Source organism: Halobacillus aidingensis (genome assembly GCF_900104185.1).
Classification (GTDB): Bacteria; Bacillota; Bacilli; order Bacillales; family Halobacillaceae; genus Halobacillus; species Halobacillus aidingensis.
On sequence record NZ_FNIZ01000037.1, the window covers coordinates 1 to 19,978 of the forward strand.

Annotated in this window: 18 protein-coding genes; 10 read left to right on the forward strand and 8 right to left on the reverse strand. The window is 43.0% G+C overall.

Annotation, left to right across the window (positions count from 1 at the left end; all coding sequences use genetic code 11):
• The first annotated feature begins 449 nt into the window (after window positions 1-449).
• From mbcS to BLS23_RS20690, 3 genes are all read left to right on the forward strand, one after another.
• Entirely contained in the window at window positions 450-2,024 is a 1,575-nt protein-coding gene (gene mbcS, locus BLS23_RS20680; RefSeq protein WP_089654902.1) for an acyl-CoA synthetase MbcS, read from the forward strand.
• A 90-nt stretch (window positions 2,025-2,114) separates the two neighbouring features.
• Window positions 2,115-2,543, forward strand: coding sequence for a GNAT family N-acetyltransferase (locus BLS23_RS20685; RefSeq protein WP_089654903.1), 429 nt, complete (start codon window positions 2,115-2,117; stop codon window positions 2,541-2,543).
• 65 nt (window positions 2,544-2,608) lie between these two features.
• Window positions 2,609-3,265 (forward strand): reverse transcriptase-like protein, encoded by a 657-nt coding sequence (locus BLS23_RS20690; RefSeq protein WP_089654918.1) that lies wholly within the window; start codon window positions 2,609-2,611, stop codon window positions 3,263-3,265.
• Window positions 3,266-3,302: 37 nt separating this feature from the next.
• Here the strand turns inward: BLS23_RS20690 and BLS23_RS20695 are convergent, their stop codons facing one another.
• The gene (locus tag BLS23_RS20695; RefSeq protein ID WP_089654904.1) at window positions 3,303-3,797 is read right to left on the reverse strand and encodes a L,D-transpeptidase family protein; all 495 of its coding nucleotides are present in this window, start codon (window positions 3,795-3,797) and stop codon (window positions 3,303-3,305) included.
• 124 nt (window positions 3,798-3,921) lie between these two features.
• Window positions 3,922-4,818, reverse strand: coding sequence for a formyltetrahydrofolate deformylase (purU, locus tag BLS23_RS20700; protein WP_089654905.1), 897 nt, complete (start codon window positions 4,816-4,818; stop codon window positions 3,922-3,924).
• 149 nt (window positions 4,819-4,967) lie between these two features.
• Here purU and BLS23_RS20705 point away from each other — a divergent pair, with 149 nt between their 5' ends.
• The 3 genes from BLS23_RS20705 to BLS23_RS20715 all read left to right on the forward strand — a co-directional run bounded on the left by BLS23_RS20705 (window position 4,968) and on the right by BLS23_RS20715 (window position 7,941).
• Window positions 4,968-6,395: an aldehyde dehydrogenase family protein gene (locus BLS23_RS20705; protein WP_089654906.1), complete on the forward strand. Its 1,428-nt coding sequence runs from the start codon at window positions 4,968-4,970 to the stop codon at window positions 6,393-6,395.
• 142 nt (window positions 6,396-6,537) lie between these two features.
• Window positions 6,538-6,960 carry a hypothetical protein gene (locus tag BLS23_RS20710; RefSeq protein WP_089654907.1) on the forward strand — a complete coding sequence of 141 codons (423 nt, stop codon included), beginning with the start codon at window positions 6,538-6,540 and terminating at the stop codon, window positions 6,958-6,960.
• Between the two features lie 726 nt (window positions 6,961-7,686).
• Window positions 7,687-7,941, forward strand: a complete 255-nt coding sequence (locus tag BLS23_RS20715) for a hypothetical protein (protein WP_089654908.1) — start codon at window positions 7,687-7,689, stop codon at window positions 7,939-7,941.
• Window positions 7,942-7,944: 3 nt separating this feature from the next.
• Here BLS23_RS20715 and BLS23_RS20720 read toward each other — a convergent pair whose 3' ends face one another.
• Window positions 7,945-8,217, reverse strand: coding sequence for a hypothetical protein (locus BLS23_RS20720; RefSeq protein ID WP_089654909.1), 273 nt, complete (start codon window positions 8,215-8,217; stop codon window positions 7,945-7,947).
• Window positions 8,218-8,469: 252 nt separating this feature from the next.
• On the opposite strand from BLS23_RS20720, the gene BLS23_RS20730 reads away from it, so the two are divergent.
• Window positions 8,470-10,095 (forward strand): BCCT family transporter, encoded by a 1,626-nt coding sequence (locus BLS23_RS20730; protein WP_089654911.1) that lies wholly within the window; start codon window positions 8,470-8,472, stop codon window positions 10,093-10,095.
• 62 nt (window positions 10,096-10,157) lie between these two features.
• Here the strand turns inward: BLS23_RS20730 and BLS23_RS20735 are convergent, their stop codons facing one another.
• Together BLS23_RS20735 and BLS23_RS20740 are read right to left on the reverse strand one after the other, a co-directional pair.
• Window positions 10,158-10,859, reverse strand: coding sequence for a DUF5694 domain-containing protein (locus BLS23_RS20735; RefSeq protein ID WP_089654912.1), 702 nt, complete (start codon window positions 10,857-10,859; stop codon window positions 10,158-10,160).
• Between the two features lie 24 nt (window positions 10,860-10,883).
• A complete protein-coding gene (locus BLS23_RS20740; RefSeq protein ID WP_089654919.1) occupies window positions 10,884-11,804 on the reverse strand; it encodes a TIGR03571 family LLM class oxidoreductase in 921 nt (306 codons plus the stop codon).
• A gap of 673 nt (window positions 11,805-12,477) precedes the next feature.
• Here BLS23_RS20740 and BLS23_RS20745 point away from each other — a divergent pair.
• A complete protein-coding gene (locus BLS23_RS20745) occupies window positions 12,478-14,250 on the forward strand; it encodes a M3 family oligoendopeptidase (protein ID WP_089654913.1) in 1,773 nt (590 codons plus the stop codon).
• 19 nt (window positions 14,251-14,269) lie between these two features.
• Window positions 14,270-14,569, forward strand: a complete 300-nt coding sequence (locus BLS23_RS20750; RefSeq protein WP_089654914.1) for a 4a-hydroxytetrahydrobiopterin dehydratase — start codon at window positions 14,270-14,272, stop codon at window positions 14,567-14,569.
• A 32-nt stretch (window positions 14,570-14,601) separates the two neighbouring features.
• Here the strand turns inward: BLS23_RS20750 and BLS23_RS20755 are convergent, their stop codons facing one another.
• On the reverse strand, window positions 14,602-15,543 hold the full coding sequence (locus BLS23_RS20755) for an RluA family pseudouridine synthase (protein WP_089654915.1): 942 nt from the start codon (window positions 15,541-15,543) through the stop codon (window positions 14,602-14,604).
• A gap of 318 nt (window positions 15,544-15,861) precedes the next feature.
• Between BLS23_RS20755 and typA the strand changes: the two genes are divergently transcribed.
• Window positions 15,862-17,703, forward strand: coding sequence for a translational GTPase TypA (gene typA, locus BLS23_RS20760; RefSeq protein ID WP_089654916.1), 1,842 nt, complete (start codon window positions 15,862-15,864; stop codon window positions 17,701-17,703).
• Window positions 17,704-17,757: 54 nt separating this feature from the next.
• Here typA and BLS23_RS20765 read toward each other — a convergent pair whose 3' ends face one another.
• Complete coding sequence (locus BLS23_RS20765; protein WP_089654917.1) at window positions 17,758-18,507, reverse strand: FixH family protein; 750 nt, start codon at window positions 18,505-18,507, stop codon at window positions 17,758-17,760.
• Window positions 18,508-18,664: 157 nt separating this feature from the next.
• A complete protein-coding gene (gene bshB2 / locus BLS23_RS20770; protein WP_208599197.1) occupies window positions 18,665-19,351 on the reverse strand; it encodes a bacillithiol biosynthesis deacetylase BshB2 in 687 nt (228 codons plus the stop codon).
• Between the last annotated feature and the right edge of the window lie 627 nt (window positions 19,352-19,978).

A 19,978-nucleotide genomic window follows, 5' to 3' on the forward strand; every position in this document is an offset into this window, starting at 1 on the left:
CGAGATACTTATATGGCAAAGGGGCGGAGGGGAATGGCGAGACTCCTATCTTAAGTGTGGAGGCGCCTCGATCAGCGGCGTATGGACTGGACTGAGCTGGCGGAGATAAAGGAAACACGAAGAGCGCAGCGATTCGATGTTGACTTATCGTACAGAAGCGAGGGAAGTCTCACTAGCCGCTAGGCGCCGGAACCGGATACCTAAGAGGAAAAAAGTGCATGGTGAGACCCCACAGGACGCAGTCCGAGGAGGCTCACCGCGCTCCCGCGGAAAGCGAGCTATTCCCCGCAGCCCCCATCCACTCACCAAAAGTCTTGAAACTGAGTCTTCCACAATCGGGAGCGTTAGTGGTATGATTATTTGTGATTAATTATTTGAAATATTAAGAAAAATTGCTATAATAGAAATGGACAAACTGAACAGTCGCTCATTAAAAAGGAGGCCGCTATATGAAAAGAGAAGAACTGATTGCTCCTGAAAGGTACAATGTCGTCTCTGAGATGGAGAAATACGCAAATGAAACGGGAAGAAAGGCTTTGTTATGGTTGAACGAACAAGGCGATCAGAAAGAAGTTACATACGAAGAGTTAATGAATAATGCGAACAAAATTGGAAACGCTTTCCTCGAGCAAGGGTTGAAGCAAGGGGACAAAGTACTCGTCATGATTCCTCGCTTGATTGAAGCTTATCAAGTGTATATTGCGGCTCTCAAAGTAGGACTTGTCGTTATTCCAAGTTCTGAAATGCTGAGGACCAAGGATTTACAGTATAGAATTTCACATGGAGAAGTGAGTGGTGTCGTCAGCTATTATCCTTATACAGACCAATTCCACGGCGTTAATGAATTTGATGATTTAATCACTTTTTCTGTAGGTGGGGCGAAAGAAAAATGGCGTGATCTTGATTCTCTCATGGATGACCACAGTGAGGAATTGTCCCTCGCGGATACTTCAAGAGATGATATGGCGTTTCTTTCTTATACATCTGGTACGACGGGTAACCCGAAAGGTGTTGTTCATACGCATGGATGGGGGTATGCCCACTTGAAGACGGCTGCCGATAAATGGTTGGCGATTCAAGATGGAGATACAGTTTGGGCGACAGCGGGACCCGGATGGCAGAAGTGGATATGGAGTCCTTTCCTTTCTGTACTCGGAACAGGGGCTCAAGGTCTGATTTATCAAGGGAAATTTGATCCTAAAAAATATTTAAGTTTAATGGATAAGCATGATGTGAATGTTCTTTGTTGTACACCAACAGAATATCGTTTGATGGCCAAAGTAGACAATTTATCTGATTATAAATTAGAGGGTTTGCACAGCGCGGTATCGGCAGGGGAACCTTTAAATCGTGAGGTCATCGATACTTTCCAAAAACATTATAATGTAACAGTACGAGATGGTTACGGCCAGACAGAAAATACGTTACTCGTTGGAATTATGAAGGATATGGAAGTACGCCCTGGATCGATGGGACAGCCAACACCTGGTAATCAGGTTGAAATCATCGATGAAATGGGTACGCCTGTGGATGCGGGTGAGGTAGGAGACATAGCCGTTCACCTCGATACACCGGCTTTGTTCAAAGAGTACTATAAAGATCCTGAACGTACGAAGATGTCCCGTCGAGGAAACTATTACGTAACTGGCGATCAAGCAAAAAAGGACGAAGAAGGTTACTTTTGGTTTGAAGGAAGAAGTGATGATATCATCATTAGTTCCGGTTATACCATCGGGCCGTTTGAGGTAGAAGATGCGCTTGTCAAACATGAAGCTGTTCAAGAATGTGCAGTCGTTGCAAGTCCGGATGAAGTTCGCGGAAACATTGTAAAGGCCTACATTGTTCTTCAAAAAGGATTTGAAGGAAACGACGAGTTGGTTTCCGATCTTCAAAATCATGTGAAGGAATTGACGGCGCCATATAAATATCCTCGAAAAGTCGAATTCATTCAAGAATTGCCGAAGACGACTTCCGGAAAAATACGAAGAGTGGAGCTTCGTCAAAAAGAGAACATTATGAAATAGGGGAAGCATAACAAACCTGAAGGTCGAGAAAGGCCTTCAGGTTTGTTATGCTGAAAAGGAAATTTCAGTAAGATCAGTTAGGAGGGGCTTATGATTAGGAGTGTAAAGCTTGAAGATGCAGAAGGGTTCGTTCCTTTAATGGATGCCCTCGGTTATCCATCAAGTAAAGAACAGATAAAAAACAGATTACAAAGTATATTACCACAAGAACACTACCAAACCTTCGTCTATGAGGCGAATGACGAATTGCTTGGCATGATCGGGGTGACATTTAGTGAAGCGTACCATACGGATGACCCGCACGTACGGATTATCGCTTTTGTTGTGCGTGAAACGGCACAAGGAAAAGGGATAGGGAAAATGCTCATGGAAAAAGCCGGGGAATGGGCTCTCACTAAAGGGGCTAAAACGATCATGTTGAATAGTGGAAATAGAGCAGAAAGAAAGAAGGCTCATGAGATCTATCATTCCTTTGGGTTTGAGGGAAGAGCGACAGGGTTTTATAAACGACTCGACTAAAATAATCTTAGATGTTTAGACCATAATAAAGACACGGGAAAACTCTTAAGGAGGGTGGAGTGTGGGTGAAAATCAGACTGGAAGTTACATATAAAACCCCAAAGAAAACAGAAGCTTTTTTTAGGTCAGAAGAGATGACGATCGGGCAAGCTTTGTTAATAACAGAGGACTTGGAAAAGACGGGGCGGGCCAAATCAATTACCTTTATCGACGACTATGATACAACATGGAAGCGGAAGGATTTACAAAAATATTTGGATGATCTGGAAACAGAACCTCATGATATTACCGTTTATTTTGATGGCGGTTACGAAATAAAGGAGCGTAAGGCAGGCCTTGGTTGTGTCATTTATTACACTCAAAATGGGAAAGCTATGCGTCTTCGAATGAATGCTCTCGTTGATGAGTTAGGTACAAATAATGAGGCAGAGTATGCGGCCTTACATTTAGCCATTCAGGAATTGGATTTTATGGGGGTTCATCATATTCCCATTCGGTTCGTAGGAGACTCTCAAGTTGTAATCAATCAACTGAATGATGAATGGCCCACGATGGAAGAGACTTTAAATAGTTGGGCGGACCGTATTGATGAAAAATTAAAGCAGATGGGTATTACCCCTTTCTTTGAAGTGATTTCAAGGAAAGATAACGGAGAGGCAGATCGACTTGCTACACAAGCTTTAAAAGGAGTAAAGGTGACAAGTCGAGCGGAGTTGGATTGAAAAAGGCGGTGGAGATCCATCGCCTTTTTTATTCCACTTAAGGTTGAATGGTAACCGGAGTACCCAACGGGATGGTCCTTGCTAACTCTTCTACGTCTTTATTAAACATGCGGATACAACCTTTGGAGACTGCCTTTCCGATAGAGGAAGGATTGTTGGTCCCATGAATGCCATAATGCTGTTTGGATAAACTCATCCACATCGTTCCATAAGGCCCACCTGGATTGGGAGCTTTGTTAATGATAAAGAAGTTTCCGAAAGGAGTCGCTGAGAGCATGCGCCCCACAGCAATCGGAAATTCTTTTTCCAGTGAACCATTGTTATATAAACGTAATCGTCTTTTGGTAGTGGATACATCAATCCTATAAGGAATTGTATCTGGGTTCGGAAAACCTGGGATATTGATTTGTTGCCCGGGAAAGATCATATTTGGGTTTGCGATTTGGTTTGCTGCCAGGATATCTCTTAACGGCGTACGATAATCTCTTGAAATTTGTGCTAACGTTTCACCTGTTTTTACGATGTGAATCATTCCTATCCCCCCGTTTAAAATGGTTATACCATTTTATGTGGGAAAACAGGTGACTTGCCTATCCATTTCTCTCTCAGAAGAAAGGACCTGACGTAACCAGTCAGGTCCTTTTTTAGGTAAACCATTATAAAACGATGGTTTTATTTTTATGAACGATGACACGATCTTCAAGGGCCCATTTGACGGCTCTGTTTAGGACACTGCGTTCGATTAGGCGTCCTTTCTTCTTTAGATCATTTACACTGTTCCTATGGTCTACTCTAATAACATCTTGTTCAATGATCGGTCCTTCGTCAAGGTCGTCTGTAACATAATGGGAGGTGGCACCAATCAGCTTCACCCCACGTTTGTAGGCCCGTTTGTGCGGGTTGGCACCAATGAATGCGGGCAAGAAGGAATGGTGAATGTTAATAATCTTGGATGGATGCCTGTCTACAAACTTAGGAGTGAGGATTTGCATGTACCTGGCTAAGATAATTAAATCGATATTGTATTCTTCTAACAAATCCAACTGTTTCTCTTCTACCTCTTCTCGAATCTCTTTATTTGCAGGAATGTAATAAAAAGGGATGCCAAAAGACTCGACAATTTCTCTCGCTGATTCATGGTTACTGATGACAAGCGAAATGTCCGTCACGAGGTCACCGCTCTCCCATTCGTATAAGAGCTCACGCAGGCAATGGAGTTCCTTGGATACAAAAACAGCCGTGCGTTTCAATTCGTGTAGGAAAGTCATTCGCCAGGTCATTTCGAATTGTTCTGCAAGGGAATGGAAGTCTGCTTTCATTGTTTTTTCTATGGACTTCATATTTTCTGCAGCAAATACGATGCGTAGGAAAAAGGTTCCTTCTTCATGATCTGTCGTAAATTGATTCGATTCCACAATGTTTGCCCCGTGTTCGTAGAGGAATGTTGAGATGCTGGAAACGATTCCTGGCTTATCGGGACAACTGACGAGCAAGCGGGCTTTATCTTCATTCTTGGTTAAGTAATGTTGAATTTGTTGGTTGGTCGAAGTCATCAACACTCATCCTTCCTTTTTATTCTTCCCATTATAGTCGAGTGAAAGCCGTTTGGAAAGTTGGATCATGTTTCGAAATGGGAGAATTCGGATACATTCTCCATGTAGCAAGTATAATAAAATTTTCTTTCTATAAAGGAGAAATGAAAATGCGTAACTATTTAAAGCATTATATAAACGGTGAATGGGTAGAATCTACAGGAAATGAAACAGAAGACGTGATCAACCCTGCAACAGAAGAAGTGATCGGTACCATTAGTCTTGGAACGAAAGAGGATTTGGATAAAGCGGTCCAGGCGGCCCGTGATGCTTTTCCATCTTTCTCTCAAACCTCTAAAGAAGAAAGAATAAAAATGCTAGAAGACATAGCTGCTGAATATGAGAACCGGAAAGAAGAAATTATTGAGACGATTACGGAAGAGTTGGGTTCACCAAAAACCATCTCAGAAAACCTACATTACATGATGGGATATAATCATTTTTCACAAGCGGCAGAATCATTAAGAGATTTTTCATTCATTGAAGATCGCGGAGGCCATACGGTCATGAAGGATTCAGTCGGCGTCAGTGGCTTGATCACCCCATGGAATTTTCCGACAAACCAAATATCAACAAAAATCGCCAGTGCTTTTGCTGCGGGAAGCCCCGTGATTGCGAAACCAGCAGAATTGACACCTTTTGCGGCCATCATTTTAACTGAAATATTTGATAAGGTCGGCGTACCTAAAGGTGCTTTCAACTTAGTGAATGGATCAGGTTCCGTTATCGGTGATGGCATCAGTTCACATCCAGATATCGACTTTGTATCATTTACAGGTTCTGGTGCTGTAGGTCAAAAAATTATGCAAAACGCGTCTGAACGCATTGCTAATGTCGCCCTGGAACTGGGAGGAAAATCTCCGTTAGTCGTGCTTGAAGACGCTGATGTTGAAAAAGCGGCTAGAGCGGCTGTCAGTCACATCGCAACTAACAGTGGGCAGGTTTGTTCAGCTGCCACAAGAGTATTGGTGCCTTCCTCAATGAAAGATTCTTTTGAAGAGGCCATTAAAAAAGTGCTCCCTGAATTCCCTGTTGGGGATCCACAAGGAGATAATCATATCGGTCCATTGGTTTCACAAAAGCAATGGGACACCGTTCAATCTTATATTGAAAAAGGACAAGAAGAAGGAGCCACTCTTCTGGTAGGAGGAACAGGGAAGCCTGATGGATTAGATAAAGGCTATTATGCCAAACCTACAGTATTCACAGATGTGAATAACGATATGGTCATCGCACAAGAAGAGATATTCGGTCCAGTCACCTGCGTGCTTACCTATGACACGATTGAAGAAGCCATCCAAATTTCTAATGATATTAAATATGGACTTGCAGGTTATGTCTTCGGTGAAGATGAACAGACACTAGCCAAGGTTGCATCCAGCATCCGAGCGGGTCGAGTGAAAATCAATGATGCGGAAGCAGATTTCGCCGCACCATTTGGTGGATATAAACAGTCAGGTATAGGAAGAGAATGGGGCGATTATGGTATCGAAGAATATTTAGAAGTGAAAACAGTTTTAGGTTATCCGAAACTATAAGAGAGAAAAAGGCGGAAAACGGATTCCGCCTTTTTTCTTTTTGAAAAAACAGGAAGTATTTTGGGTGAAATGAAACCTTCCCCTCTTTTTATTCGTATAAAATGTAGAAGCACTTGGATGGAACTTGTGAAGAGGTGGAAGAATGGGAAAAAAACTAATCATATTTGGTGGACTTATAATTGTCGTGTTTTGTACCTACATATACGTCGATCAAAGGTATTTTTTCAATCCAATAGCCTTCACCCAAGATGATATTACACCCTATCATTGGAGTGAATATGAAAGACCTGTCACGATTACCTACTACGATTTAGAAACAGAAAGAAAAGCATACAAACTGGAGCAGGAAAAGGCAGTCCGCAGGTTCCTAGAAGAAATGAAGAACAGCCCGCCTATGCAGGAATCATCTGCAACCTCAGATGTGGAAGGGGCACTTAAGCTTACGTGCGAAGGTAATACCTTATTGGAAGTGTATTTCTACCAAGGTTATTGGAAAATCCTTCGTGAAAGTGGGACAATGTATGAAATGACTAAGGATCTTAAGGGATTAATCGAAACACTCTAGCCAGTTGGAACGGCCGTTCCAACTGGCTTTTTTATTTCTCCAACCTCCACAATAGCTCCCCATTGTGGAAGACTCAGTTTCGGGATGTTTTCGGGTTTCGTTTGCCATAATGGGAACCAGGGGTGGCTGGGAAGCTACTCGCTTTCCGGCGGGGATGACGGCAAGCCTCCTCGAGCTTCGCTCTGCGGGGTCTCGCCAGCCAATCCATTCCCGCGGGAGTCTCGCAGCTTCCCAACCACCCCATTCGATGTAGGTGAGAAACGAACCCCTTCGCCAAGTTAGATGGCCTTCCACTATCCCACTTTTAGAAGCATAAAACGCTCTACATCAAGCTCTCATGCTCGAAATGACCAATGAGGTTCGTTTATATTATCCCATCCACTTGAGCATACAATCAGAGTTTCCGAGAAGCGGTTTCGAGACACTTACATGGTCAAGGGGCGGAGGGAAACGGTGAGACTCCTATGGGACGTGTGGGACAGGTGAGACCCCACAGGACGAAGTCCGAGGAGGCTCACCGCCCGCCCCATGGAAAGCGAACTGTTTCCCGGAGCCCCTAAACGCACACACAAGAGTCTCGAAACTGAATCTTCCACAAACCTGCCATTTTGTTGAATAAAGTGGGGAGAAGAGAGTGAATTGTTTTGTTCTTTTCCTTATGGATGAGGTTGTAATATACTTGGAAAGGATAAAGATAATAGAGAATGCTAAGGAGGTACCTAATCCATGAATAAATGGTTTACGCATATTTTTAATATCATCGTCGGAATTCTGATTGTAGCCGAAGGTGCTGTATATATTTTCATGAACAATAAAGATGGAGAATTTCATTTACGAAGTATTATGATGACGGCTTTGTTATTTTTAGCGTGGGGAATGTCTTATCGCAAACAACTAACTAGTGATAATCCAAGCGCTTGGTTAATTGTAACGATAATCATATTGGTTCCTATGATTCTTCCCTGGTTGTTTTTTATATAAAAATTAAGTGAGCCATTTGAACAGCCCGATACTCCCGAATAGCAACGCGGACACTAAGTAAATGTAACCGAGGGCTCTGTGTTTTCCTTCTTCACTGTTTGTTTCGACGGTTCCTGCAAAAACTAAAAAGAGCACACCGATGATATATAACGTAATATCAACGTCGGAAAAGGGGGAAGGCTTGAGTGTAAGCCAACCTTCCACTGGAATGGCTGTGAAGAGTGGGAAGTATAAAGGATTTAAGCGATCCTCCCACTTTTTCTTCTGTTCAGACACGATTCTCCCACCTCATCTCCAGAATATATTTCTTTTTACTTTCCATCTTTTCTTTCCTTTTGTCAAACAACGACAAAAATCGCGTTACTTTTTTCCTGGATAGGGTATAAACCATACATCCCCATTTGCCTTCTGTATTTACACTTGTTAGAATGAAGCTCGTGTTTTTCTCCGGTACATAACCTCCCAAAGTTGAATGAATTACCTCATGCAGAACAAACTAAATCATGAAGTGGAAAGGATGTATGTCATTTGAAAACAAAATTAATTGATTGGCCAACGTTTATCGGCGCTCTTGTGTTGTTGCTCGGTGTCACGTTACCACTGATCATCTTCCCAGAAGCCGGTAAAGAGGTTGTATCACAAGCAAATACGTTCATGACGGAAAACTTTGGTGTCCTTTATATGATTATGGGCTTTGTTATTTTCGCTTTCCTTGTTTATGTTGCTTTTAGTAAAAATGGATCGATTAAACTAGGGGATGAAGGGGAAAAGCCTGAGTTCAATACGTTCTCGTGGGCAGCGATGCTATTTGCCGCCGGGATCGGTTCCAGTATTTTATACTGGGCAGTTATTGAATGGGCGTATTATTACCAAGGACCGCCGTTTGGCGTAGAAGCTGGATCCAAAGAGGCGATCCAATGGGCATCAGCCTATGGAATGTTCCACTGGGGCCCGATCGCTTGGGCGATTTACACATTGCCGGCCCTCCCGATTGCTTATTTCTACTACGTTCGAAAAAAACCTGTACTTAAAGTTAGTGAGGCTGTCCGACCTGTATTAGGTGATTCTGTTGACGGTCCTCTTGGAAACATCATTGATGTGTTATTCATGTTCGGACTTTTGGGAGGGGCAGGAACGACGCTTGCTCTCGGTACACCAATGATTGCTCAAGGGATTAATAGTTTGACTGGTATCCCGGCAAATTTAGGTCTTAAAACAGTCATTATGTTATTGTGTACATTGATCTTCGCGATTAGCTCGTATTCAGGGCTTAAACGAGGGATTAAAGTGCTCAGTGATGTGAACTTGTGGCTGTCGATCTTTTTGCTGGCCTTTATCTTCATATTTGGACCGACTCGATTCATCAGTGAGACCACATTCAACGCGTTGGGGATACTGGCGGATAATTTCTTCAAGATGGCGACTTGGATGGAGCCGTTTGGAAACTTGGGTCAATTTGAAAAAACAAGCTTCCCAGAGTATTGGACTATTTTTTACTGGGCTTGGTGGCTTGTGTATGCTCCGTTTGTCGGTTTGTTTGTTGCACGTATTTCCAGAGGGCGGACCATCCGTCAAATGGTACTTGGAACAATGGTTTACGGCACGATCGGTTGTGTGCTTTTCTTCGGGATCATGGGGAACTTCGGTCTGTACATGCAGTTAACAGGTCAGTTTGATGCTATTGCATTTATGGATGCGAATGGCGCCCCTGCGACCATTATTGAAATCATCAACCAACTTCCGTTAGCGAAATTCATGGTATTAATCTTTACCATTCTAGCGATCATTTTCCTTGCAACGACTTTCGATTCCTCTTCTTACATTCTTGCTTCAGTCGTACAGAAGAATGTGGAAGGAGAACCTTTACGTTGGAACCGTTTGTTCTGGGCCTTCGCCTTGTGCTTAATGCCGCTTGCGCTTATGTTCCTCGGAGGATTGGATACTTTGCAGACAGCAAGTATCGTCGGTGGATTCCCGCTGATTGTGATTATGTTCTTACTTGCATGGTCGTTCATGAAAGCCTCCAACACAGATATTCGAGAATCTGATGATTATGAACCGAGTACGATTCATATTAAACGTTGGAAAAATCGCAAGAAGAAGAAAAAACGCTCGGCTCTTGAAGCCCTGGAAGATAAACCAGATCGAGATTAATAAAAAAAGAGGTTTTCCCAAATTGGGGAAAACCTCTTTTTTGTTTGAATTAGCAATGAACATTATTGAGGTAGGTACGGTTTGGCAGACAAAACCTTAAAATCTCCGCTATCTGTTAAGAATTGTTGTAGAAGGTGAAGGTGGTCCCCGCCGATGAAAACGAGGATGCGGTCGCCTTTTTCTGCGATTCTTGAGATGTTTGCGGATATCGCCAAATCACGATGATGCCACTGCTTTAGCCATTGAACACCGACTTGATGTTGCCTGTCCCCGACACGTGCCAACTTCATATAGATCCTCTGAAGCTCTTTACTATAGTCTGGATCATTGAGGTAATGTAAGATATTCCTTATGGTTTTATTGTTTTCCATCGACTTGAGTTTGTTTTGAATTTCCATGATTTCTTTGAACAAAGAAGATTGGTGTTCTTTGGCCCATTTAAAGACCTGGTTTAGTGACGGCCGGGACATATCCACCATTTCGTCTATCGGATAAACGGATGGCAAGTCCATTTCATTGGCAAGCCGAAAAGCAAATTGTTCGACTTCATCGTAAGTGGGCGTAAGGGTATTATTTCTAAAGGCTTTATATTTACGCTCCATTTCTTCCTCTATTAAGAAAGGTTTTTCAACGGCGATTTTAGTCGGCTTGAATTTTCTTAGTGAATGAACGATTTCGCGAATTTCCTCTTGTTGATCATTGACCATTTCGGGGTTCATGGACATGTGAAAAGTTCCTACGAGCAAAATTTCCGGTTTAGGCAAATCAATATCTCCTTCCTTTTGTTATCATTTTATTTTAAATGGAGGGAGGACTTCTTCCCCAAGCTCCTGGACCACTTCCTTCACTGGTCTTTTGTTTTTGGAAAGTCCGAACATTAAATGATTAACGCCGATGGAACGATACTGCTCTATCAGATCTTTCAGCCCATTTCTTCCAACTTTATATCCGGCAGGTATTTTTTCAGTAGGAGCATCTGGATTTTCTTCGAGCTGCAAAGGAAGTGGCATAAAGAAGGGACGGAATGCAGATTCGCCATGGAAATGCTTCACTTTCTCCCTGTACTGAAAGATAGTTTCCTTCTGTTGAGCTGGACGTTGTGGGTAAAACATCCATCCATCTCCATATTCAGCAACCCAATCCAGTGTCTGTTGACAATAGCCTGTCATAAAAGTCGGGATCCGCTTTTCAGGCTTTGGTACGATATTTGAACGATTCATGGTGCCAAAAGAAGAGCGAACCTCAGGGAATTCATTGTAAATCGCTTCATTGAAGAAATGGAATGCTTCCCTGAACCATTCACTTCGCTCCATAATGGGTATATTCAACCCTTCAAAGTCCTTCCTTCGATCTCCGGATGAAATTCCGAACATCAGTCTTTCAGGGAAAAGTTTTTCAATACTCGCCACTTCTTTTGCTGTCCTTAACGGATGGCGAAGCGGCAAGACAAGGGCTGCTGTACCTAAATTGATTCTTTGCGTATGGGCCCCCACGTAGGTTAAATAAATCAAACTGTCAAAAATCTGCCCTGTTGCTGGGTCTTCAAATGTAGGGTCTTCTAATAGCACGTCCTGGAACCAAAGAGAATGAAAATTTAAATCTTCAGCTAGTTGTGCCATTTGAATTTGGTTCTTCATCTCTGGAGGGGACTGGTCATAGTTTTCGATGGGAATGGTCAAGCCGAATGTGATTTGGTCTGGCTGCAGCATTCGCTGATAACCGTGATGGTCTTGAAACAAAAGGAACCCTCCTTATATTAATCGACTATTTTCTATTATAATGAGAATTTCCCTAGAAAACTAACCATAAAGTTTAAACATAAAGCAAAGTTATTCAACAATATGGCAGGATTCTTGAAGACTCAGTTTGGAGATAACAGGGATTTGTTTTCCGTATTCAGAGGCAGGGGTGGCTGGGAAGCTACTCGCTTTCTTGTGGGGGAGCGCCGAGCTTCCTCGAAGGGAGCTTATATGAAGAAAAGGGAAATAAAAAAGCTCCCATAATAAGGGAGCTTTTTGCGTGATTATAATATATAGATGGTCAGATAGAGGAGGAGGGTTAGAAGAGTCGATCCTCCTGCAACACTTGCGATTTCTGTAGCATCGTATTCAATTCTTTTTTTCATAATTGTGATCCCCTTTCGAATGACTGGTAATAAAAACGGAGCGGACTAGTTTTAAAACATTCTACTTAGTAAGACGATTGAATAGTCAGAAAGGTTTCATTTTTATTACAATAACATATCAAAAACATTTCAACCAAATTTGACAAAATACGAGGGCAGTGGAAAAAAGGCGATATAAGAGGAGGTTTGAAAATTCTGATATAATGGAAGAGGTTTTCTTGATGGAATAATCTACATAAAAGAGAGGGGAAGTCATAATGGGAACATATGAAATGACTTGGGATTTAGACTCCATTTTCCAAGGAGGTAGTGATTCGGAAGAGATGAAAGAGTATGTGAGGAAAACCGAACACCTGATGGATGATTTGGAAGCATTCATTCGTACGTTTACACCTCCCAAAAATACAGACCAAACAGAGGATCTCAACAAGATTGTAGAAATTGTGCAAATGGTGACAAAGCAATTAAGTGAATTTGGCGCTTTTGTAAGCTGTTTAAGTGCACAAAATGTTCATGATAAAAAAGCGAGTATATGGCAATCGAAAAGAAGTGAACTGGGTGCACGTTTAGGTAATGCATTAACTGAAATGGACCAGGTGTTTGTTCAGGTGGATGATGATGTTTGGAAATCCTTATTGAATCAGGCTCCTTTTAAAACGATTTCTTTTGTTTTGAATGAGAGACGTTCTCTTGCAAAGGACAAATTAGAAGTCGGAAAAGAATCTCTCATCAATGACTTAGGCGTGGATGGTTATCATGCATGGGGACAAATGTACGATGCCCTTGTGGCGAAGTTATCCATTGAGATGAATGGGGAAAAGTTATCTGTGGGACAAGCATCTAATCAATTGGATAACCCGGACCGTTCGGTGAGAAAGGAAGCGTTTGATAAACTACAGGAGACATGGGGAGAGGTTTCGGATCTGTTCACAGAGACGTTGAATCACTTGTCAGGTTTCAGGCTCCAGACCTATAAGCACCGCCATTGGGAAAATGTATTGAAAGAACCGCTCGACTACAATCGGATGAGCCAGAAGACGTTGGATGCCATGTGGGAGACGATTACGGAATACAAAAAGCATTACGTTCCCTATATGAAAAAGAAAGCGGAAAAGTTGGGGCTTGAACAGTTGAGCTTTTACGATGTAGAAGCACCGATTGGAGAGGCCGATCAGAAAATGAGCTTTCAAGAAGGGGCGGAGTTTATCATCCAGCAATTCAGGAAGTTCAGTCCCAAAATGGCGGATTTTGCTGAAATGGCTTTTGAGAAAAGGTGGATTGAAGCGGAGGACCGTCCCGGAAAACAACCAGGTGGGTTTTGCACAAGCTTCCCCGACAGCGGGGAAACGAGAATTTTCATGACGTATTCAGGCAGTCCTTCCAGTGTAGCGACACTGGCACATGAACTTGGTCATGCCTATCATCAGCATGTGATGGATGAATTACCTGAGTTGAATCAAGGGTATGCGATGAACGTTGCTGAAACGGCCTCGACGTTTGCGGAGATGATTGTTGCAGATGCGGCCGTTAAAGAGGCCGCTACGGAAGCTGAAAAACTTGTGCTTTTGGAGGATAAAGTTCAGCGTAGTGTAGCCTTTTTCATGAATATCCATGCAAGGTTCTTGTTTGAAACGCGTTTCTATGAAGAACGCAAGCTAGGGGTCGTTTCAACGGAAAGGCTGAACGAATTGATGACAGATGCTCAAAAAGAAGCCTACGTACAAACTTTAGACGAATATGATCCGACATTCTGGGCTTCCAAGTTGCATTTCCACATTACAGATGTCCCTTTCTATAACTTCCCATACACCTTTGGTTATCTGTTCAGCATGGGAATCTACGCGAAAGCCCTTGAAGTCGGACCAACGTTTGAAGACCGCTATATTGCCTTGCTGCAGGATACAGGGAGGATGACCGTGGAGGAGCTTGCTAAGAAACATTTGGATGTAGATTTAGAAAAGAAAGATTTCTGGGTGCATGCGTTGAAGTTGTGCCTTTCTGACCTTGAGTCATTCATGGACTTGGTTTGATCAAAAGGAGGAGTGAACGATGGAAGAAAAGTTGATCCCACAAGAAGAAAAGGAACGCCGAGTTTCCCAGTTAGACGGTTGGAAGCTTACGGATGGAAAGTTCATTGTTAAGCGGTACCGGTTTGGTGAATTTCTGACGGGCGTCCAGTTCGTCAATCATATTGCGGAGTATTCAGAAGACATCCAGCACCATCCATTCATCAGCATCGACTATAAAATGGTTACCCTTAAGCTGACCTCCTGGAATGCGAAGGGACTTACAGAACTTGATCTATCCTGTGCTGCAAAATATGACGAACTCTATGATTCAATCAAATGAAAAGAAGCCGCTCCTTACAGGAGCGGCTTCTCTTATGATGAGGAGGATTGGTCTAAGGATCTCACTTGCTCATCTGTAAATAATGGTGAATCTTTTGTTGGCATCGCAAGACACTGGATTTCCTTTTCGGTGAAAGGGTGAATCAACGTAAGCTTCGCAGCATGAAGAGCCTGTTTGTAATTGATGCTTCCTTTTCCTCCGTACATTTCGTCCCCTAGGAGCGGGTGTCCGATATGACTGAGATGAACGCGGATTTGATGGGTTCTGCCGGTTTGTAACTGTAATTTCACAAGGGAAGCATCGGGGGTGGAATGATATGAAAGAACTTCGTAATGAGTTTCTGCATGTTGGCCACCTTGTGAGACGCGTCTTCTTACAGGATGATGACGGTCTTTTCCGATTGGTTGTTCGATTTTTCCACGACGCGGCTTCAGCTTTCCGTGAGCCCATGCTAAATACGTTCTTTTAATTTTCCGCTTCTGCAACTCTTTTCCCAGCATGGCAATAGCAAGATCATGCTTGGCAAAAAGGATGGCCCCCGACGTATCCCGGTCCAGGCGGTGGACATATTTTGGCGTGGACTCAATGCCATTCATTTGAAAATAAAAGGCGACTCCATTTACAAGTGTGTCATGTTCGTGCGGTGTATTCGGATGTGTGAACACACCTGCGGGTTTATTGACGACCAGCATATGATCATCTTCGTAAATGACATCAATATCCATATAAGTCGGGGTCACTTCAAGTGGTTGCGGTCGGAAAAGCCGGACACGTAAAATGTCACCACTTTTGACTTTAGCTGTCTTCCAATGAGGGCTTTCGTTGTTTAAAGTCACTTCTTTGTTGGAACGGAAACTATGCATCAACTTTCTTGGGACATTCCATTCTTTTTTTAGAATTTTTTCGACCGTAAATCCGTCCCACTGATCAGGGATGATGACCTCAAGCCAATCCCCCATACGTTTCGTCTTCATTTCTACACCTAATTTCCTAAATTACTGAATACCCAGGGCGTTAATCGCACATATTGGTACCAGGTACGAACTGCCCTATATTGTACTCTTTCCAGTACCATTTACGCAATCACCTCTATGTTGTACCCGGTACACCGGGGAATAAATGGGGGGTCAGGTTTGAAGTGTAGGAATGTAACAGTGGAGCTTCTGGCCTTTTGAAAAAGATAAACTTAGGCCTATGATGTTAACAGTAGGTAAATCTGGTATCTTAGGAAATAGAACTGTGTTATAATAGAAGGGTTGAATAATTTGTGATACGAAAGAGGTGTGTGCTTCATGCAACACAGAGATGATATTCGTAATATAGCGATCATCGCGCACGTTGACCACGGAAAAACAACATTGGTCGACCAAATGCTTCACTATTCCGGAACTTTCCGTGATAACGAGCATGTCGATGAGCGCGCCATGGACTCTAATGATTTGGAAAAAGAACGCGGAATCACGATTTTAGCTAAAAATACCGCCATCAATTATAATGATGCGCGTATAAATATTCTAGATACCCCGGGTCACGCTGACTTCGGCGGTGAAGTGGAACGTATTCTCAAGATGGTTGACGGTGTACTTCTTGTTGTTGATGCTTATGAAGGCTGTATGCCTCAAACACGTTTTGTGTTGAAAAAAGCATTGGAACAAAAATTGACACCTGTTGTCGTATTGAATAAAATCGACCGCCCGAATGCTCGCCCGGATGAGGTTGTCGATGAAGTTCTTGATCTGTTCATTGAGCTTGGCGCTGATGATGAGCAGTTGGAATTCCCTGTCGTTTATGCTTCTGCATTAAACGGAACTTCTGGAGATGAACCAGAGGACCAGCAGGAAACAATGGATCCAATTTTCAAGTTGATCATGAACAACATCCCAGCTCCTGTAGATACAAAAGAAGAACCATTACAATTCCAAGTCACGTTGCTTGATTACAATGATTATCTTGGCCGTATCGGAGTTGGGCGTGTCTTCAATGGCTCGATCAAAGTAGGTCAGCAAGTATCCTTGATGAAGAAGGATGGATCAGTGAAGAACTTCCGTGTTTCCAAGTTGTTCGGTTTCATCGGTTTGAAACGTGTTGAAATTGAAGAAGCAAAAGCGGGAGATATTATTGCCCTGGCTGGCTTGGAAGATATTAACGTCGGAGAAACTGTCTGTCTGCCTGATCACCAGAATGCGATGGAAATCCCTCGTATTGACGAACCGACTCTACAAATGACATTCCTTGTCAACAACAGTCCGTTTGCTGGTCGAGAAGGAAAATATGTAACGTCCCGTCAAATTGAAGAACGTTTGATGACACAGCTTGAGACAGATGTCAGCTTGCGTGTCGATCCTACAGATTCACCAGATGCCTTTACGGTTTCAGGACGTGGTGAGCTTCACCTTTCCATCCTAGTGGAAAATATGCGTCGTGAAGGATACGAGCTTCAACTATCCAAGCCGAAAGTTATCCTGAAAGAAATCGATGGTCAAACGTGTGAACCGGTAGAACGTGTTCAAATTGATACACCTGCAGAATACCAAGGTGCGGTTATGGAATCCATTGGTTACCGTAAAGGTGAAATGCAGGACATGGTCAACGATGGTAATGGCCAAGTACGTCTCGAGTTCCTCGTACCATCTCGTGGTTTGATTGGTTATTCGACAGAGTTCATGACGCAGACACGCGGTTATGGAATTTTGAACCATACCTTTGATGGCTATGCGCCACTTGTAAAAGGTCAAGTCGGCGGACGTCGAGAAGGTGTTCTGGTTTCTCTTGATAAAGGGAAAGCATCCACTTATGGAATCATGAACCTTGAAGACCGTGGAACCATTTTCGTTGAACCTGGTACAGAAGTGTACGAAGGAATGATTGTCGGTGAGCATAACCGTGAGAACGATCTTACCGTTAACATTACGAAAGAGAAACACTTGACCAATATCCGTTCAGCGAACAAAGATACAACAAACACAATCAAGAAAACTCGCCAAATGACGCTAGAAGAAGCCATTGAGTATCTTGATGATGATGAATATTGTGAAGTAACGCCTGAAAATGTTCGTCTTCGTAAAAAGTACTTGAACAAGAACGAACGTGAGAAAATGGCGAAGAAGAAGAAGCTTCAAAACACAGAAGTATAATGACTCAATAGAAAAGCCCGGCGCATATCGGTATGCTCCGGGCTTTTTTGTTATTTACTGAATAACTTCGATGTTCTCTTTCTGGTGTCCGTGAATGTCCTCGGCTGGTTTCTCATAATGAATATTGATGGTGTAGGAACCAGGTTCAGGGAACGTATAATTGGCTGTGTACTCCCCGGGTTCCTTTTCTTCAGCATCGATATAAAAGTGTTTTTCCATTTGATCCGAGCTGATTTCGTAGCGCACAAGCGCTTCAGAAAAAGGTTCTTCCATGTGGTTGATATGTGTAGTCAGTGTCGAAGCTTCTCCAGCTTTAAAGGTTTGCTCTGTCATCAAGTGGACCATGAACTTTCCGCTACTATCTCCATGTTCGTGTCCACTGGCTTCAGCTTGCTGCCCAACGGCCACCTCGTTCTGAGGCATCGTATGAAGGTCATCTACCTGAGTATGAGCAATCACCTGATACGTACCTTCTTTAGAAAAGCTATGAGTAATCGTGTACACTCCGCTTTCTGTATGATTTGCTTCGAACGTTTCAGATGAATCCTGTCCATCTTCACTGTTCCAAATTTCGAATTTTACATATTCTGCATCCGGGACAGGTTCTCCGCCTTGGGTGACAGATGCTTGAATGGTCGTTTCTTTGTTTACAGGAAGTGGTTCATGCTCAAATTCTACTTGTACTTCAGGAACTTCAGCTGCTTTGTTACTTTCCTCCGCTGATGAGGAATCCTGCTCGTTATTGTTTGCGGAACAAGCACTCACCACAAGTAATAAAATAATGAATAAGAATACTTTTTTCATTAGGTATCTCCTTTATCTGTGTATTGGAGTTTTGAAAGTGAACACCTACAATCAGGATATCATCTAAAGCTTTGACATTCTTGCTTGATTTTAGACTATCTTGTGACAATACTTAATGATTTAACAAAAAAAGAGGGGAGCTTTTTAAAGCTGCCCTCTACTCGACATTGTCGTTATTCCAATCATACGTGTAAAAACGTTCGTCTGTCACCCATTTTAATGCTTCGGGGTCATTGACCTTGATGCCCTCTTCGAGCATTTCAAGCATTCGTGCGGTTTGTGAGATATGGGCGCGCATCGCTGCTAATTTTTCGTTTTGAACGGAGCGGATGTCATTGATGACATCAGGCTGGCCTAAGTTCTCTTCCGTATCATTAGCAAAAGCCACAGCGTGAAACTTTGGTCGATCTTTTTCATCGATTTCCCTCAAAGCCCTTACTACTGCCCGCGCAGTAGCTTCATGATCGGGATGGACGGCAAATCCAGGATAAAAACTGATGACCAAAGAGGGTTGAAGTTCATCAACTAAATGGCGGACCATAGCTTTCATTTCACCATCATCTTCAAATTCAAGCGTCTTATCTCTCAGTCCCATCATGCGAAGGTCTTCAATGCCCATCGCTTCCGAAGCTTTAATCAATTCTTTCCTTCTGATTTCAGGCAGGGACTCTCTCGTTGCGAACGTAGGTTTTCCAAGGTTGCGCCCCATCTCTCCGAGCGTGAGACACGCATAGGTAAGGGGGGTCCCTTGTTTTATATAAGATGAAATGGTCCCGGAAACTCCGAAAGCTTCATCGTCGGGATGCGGGAAAATAACGAGTACATGTTTTTCTTGTTCGATCATTTCTTTCACTCCTTCAAGAGGATCACTAACCTACATTATTGCTTAAATCAGAATAAATGAAAAGTCATTTGTTTATAAGCTTCCCTCTACCCATCATTTAATATTAGCTATCGCTCCCTTTTCTGGAAGACTTAGTTTCGAGACTTTTGTGTGAGTTTAGGGGCTGCGGGAAAAGGTTCGCTTTCCATGGGGCGGGCGGTGAGCCTCCTCAGGCTACGCCTTCCGGGGTCTCACCTGTCCCGCACGTCCCATAGCCATTCATGTATCGCAAAAAACAGCTCTACACCACAGAGAATGAAAATGGTTATGGTATGCCTATACTGATTCTACGGCTGGATGAGGAAGGTCGAGACTCCTTGGTGCGTGAGAGCCCTCCCCATAGTCTGACTCCTTCGACCACGGTGCATCACAGACTGTTGCTCCTTTATAGGAAGCACTCATGGTAGATTAACCCTATTCTGGTTGTTGCGCCAGCCTCTACAATTACTTGCCGCAGAAAGGATGTTTTCAATGGATGTAGTCATTGAGAATGCTTGTGGTATGGATGTCCACAAAGATACCATTACTGCTTGTGCCATTACACCGGAAGGAAAGGAGATTGAAACATTTTCAACGAAAACCATCTAT

Excerpts from the sequence above, each read along its gene's own strand:
- mbcS (WP_089654902.1), top strand. The coding sequence starts at position 450 with ATGAAAAGAGAAGAACTGATTGCTCCTGAAAGGTACAATGTCGTCTCT.
- BLS23_RS20685 (WP_089654903.1), top strand. The coding sequence starts at position 2,115 with ATGATTAGGAGTGTAAAGCTTGAAGATGCAGAAGGGTTCGTTCCTTTA.
- BLS23_RS20695 (WP_089654904.1), bottom strand. The coding sequence starts at position 3,797 with ATGATTCACATCGTAAAAACAGGTGAAACGTTAGCACAAATTTCAAGA.
- purU (WP_089654905.1), bottom strand. The coding sequence starts at position 4,818 with ATGACTTCGACCAACCAACAAATTCAACATTACTTAACCAAGAATGAA.
- BLS23_RS20705 (WP_089654906.1), top strand. The coding sequence starts at position 4,968 with ATGCGTAACTATTTAAAGCATTATATAAACGGTGAATGGGTAGAATCT.
- BLS23_RS20710 (WP_089654907.1), top strand. The coding sequence starts at position 6,538 with ATGGGAAAAAAACTAATCATATTTGGTGGACTTATAATTGTCGTGTTT.
- BLS23_RS20715 (WP_089654908.1), top strand. The coding sequence starts at position 7,687 with ATGAATAAATGGTTTACGCATATTTTTAATATCATCGTCGGAATTCTG.
- BLS23_RS20740 (WP_089654919.1), bottom strand. The coding sequence starts at position 11,804 with ATGCTGCAGCCAGACCAAATCACATTCGGCTTGACCATTCCCATCGAA.
- BLS23_RS20745 (WP_089654913.1), top strand. The coding sequence starts at position 12,478 with ATGGGAACATATGAAATGACTTGGGATTTAGACTCCATTTTCCAAGGA.
- BLS23_RS20750 (WP_089654914.1), top strand. The coding sequence starts at position 14,270 with ATGGAAGAAAAGTTGATCCCACAAGAAGAAAAGGAACGCCGAGTTTCC.
- BLS23_RS20755 (WP_089654915.1), bottom strand. The coding sequence starts at position 15,543 with ATGAAGACGAAACGTATGGGGGATTGGCTTGAGGTCATCATCCCTGAT.
- typA (WP_089654916.1), top strand. The coding sequence starts at position 15,862 with ATGCAACACAGAGATGATATTCGTAATATAGCGATCATCGCGCACGTT.
- BLS23_RS20765 (WP_089654917.1), bottom strand. The coding sequence starts at position 18,507 with ATGAAAAAAGTATTCTTATTCATTATTTTATTACTTGTGGTGAGTGCT.
- bshB2 (WP_208599197.1), bottom strand. The coding sequence starts at position 19,351 with ATGATCGAACAAGAAAAACATGTACTCGTTATTTTCCCGCATCCCGAC.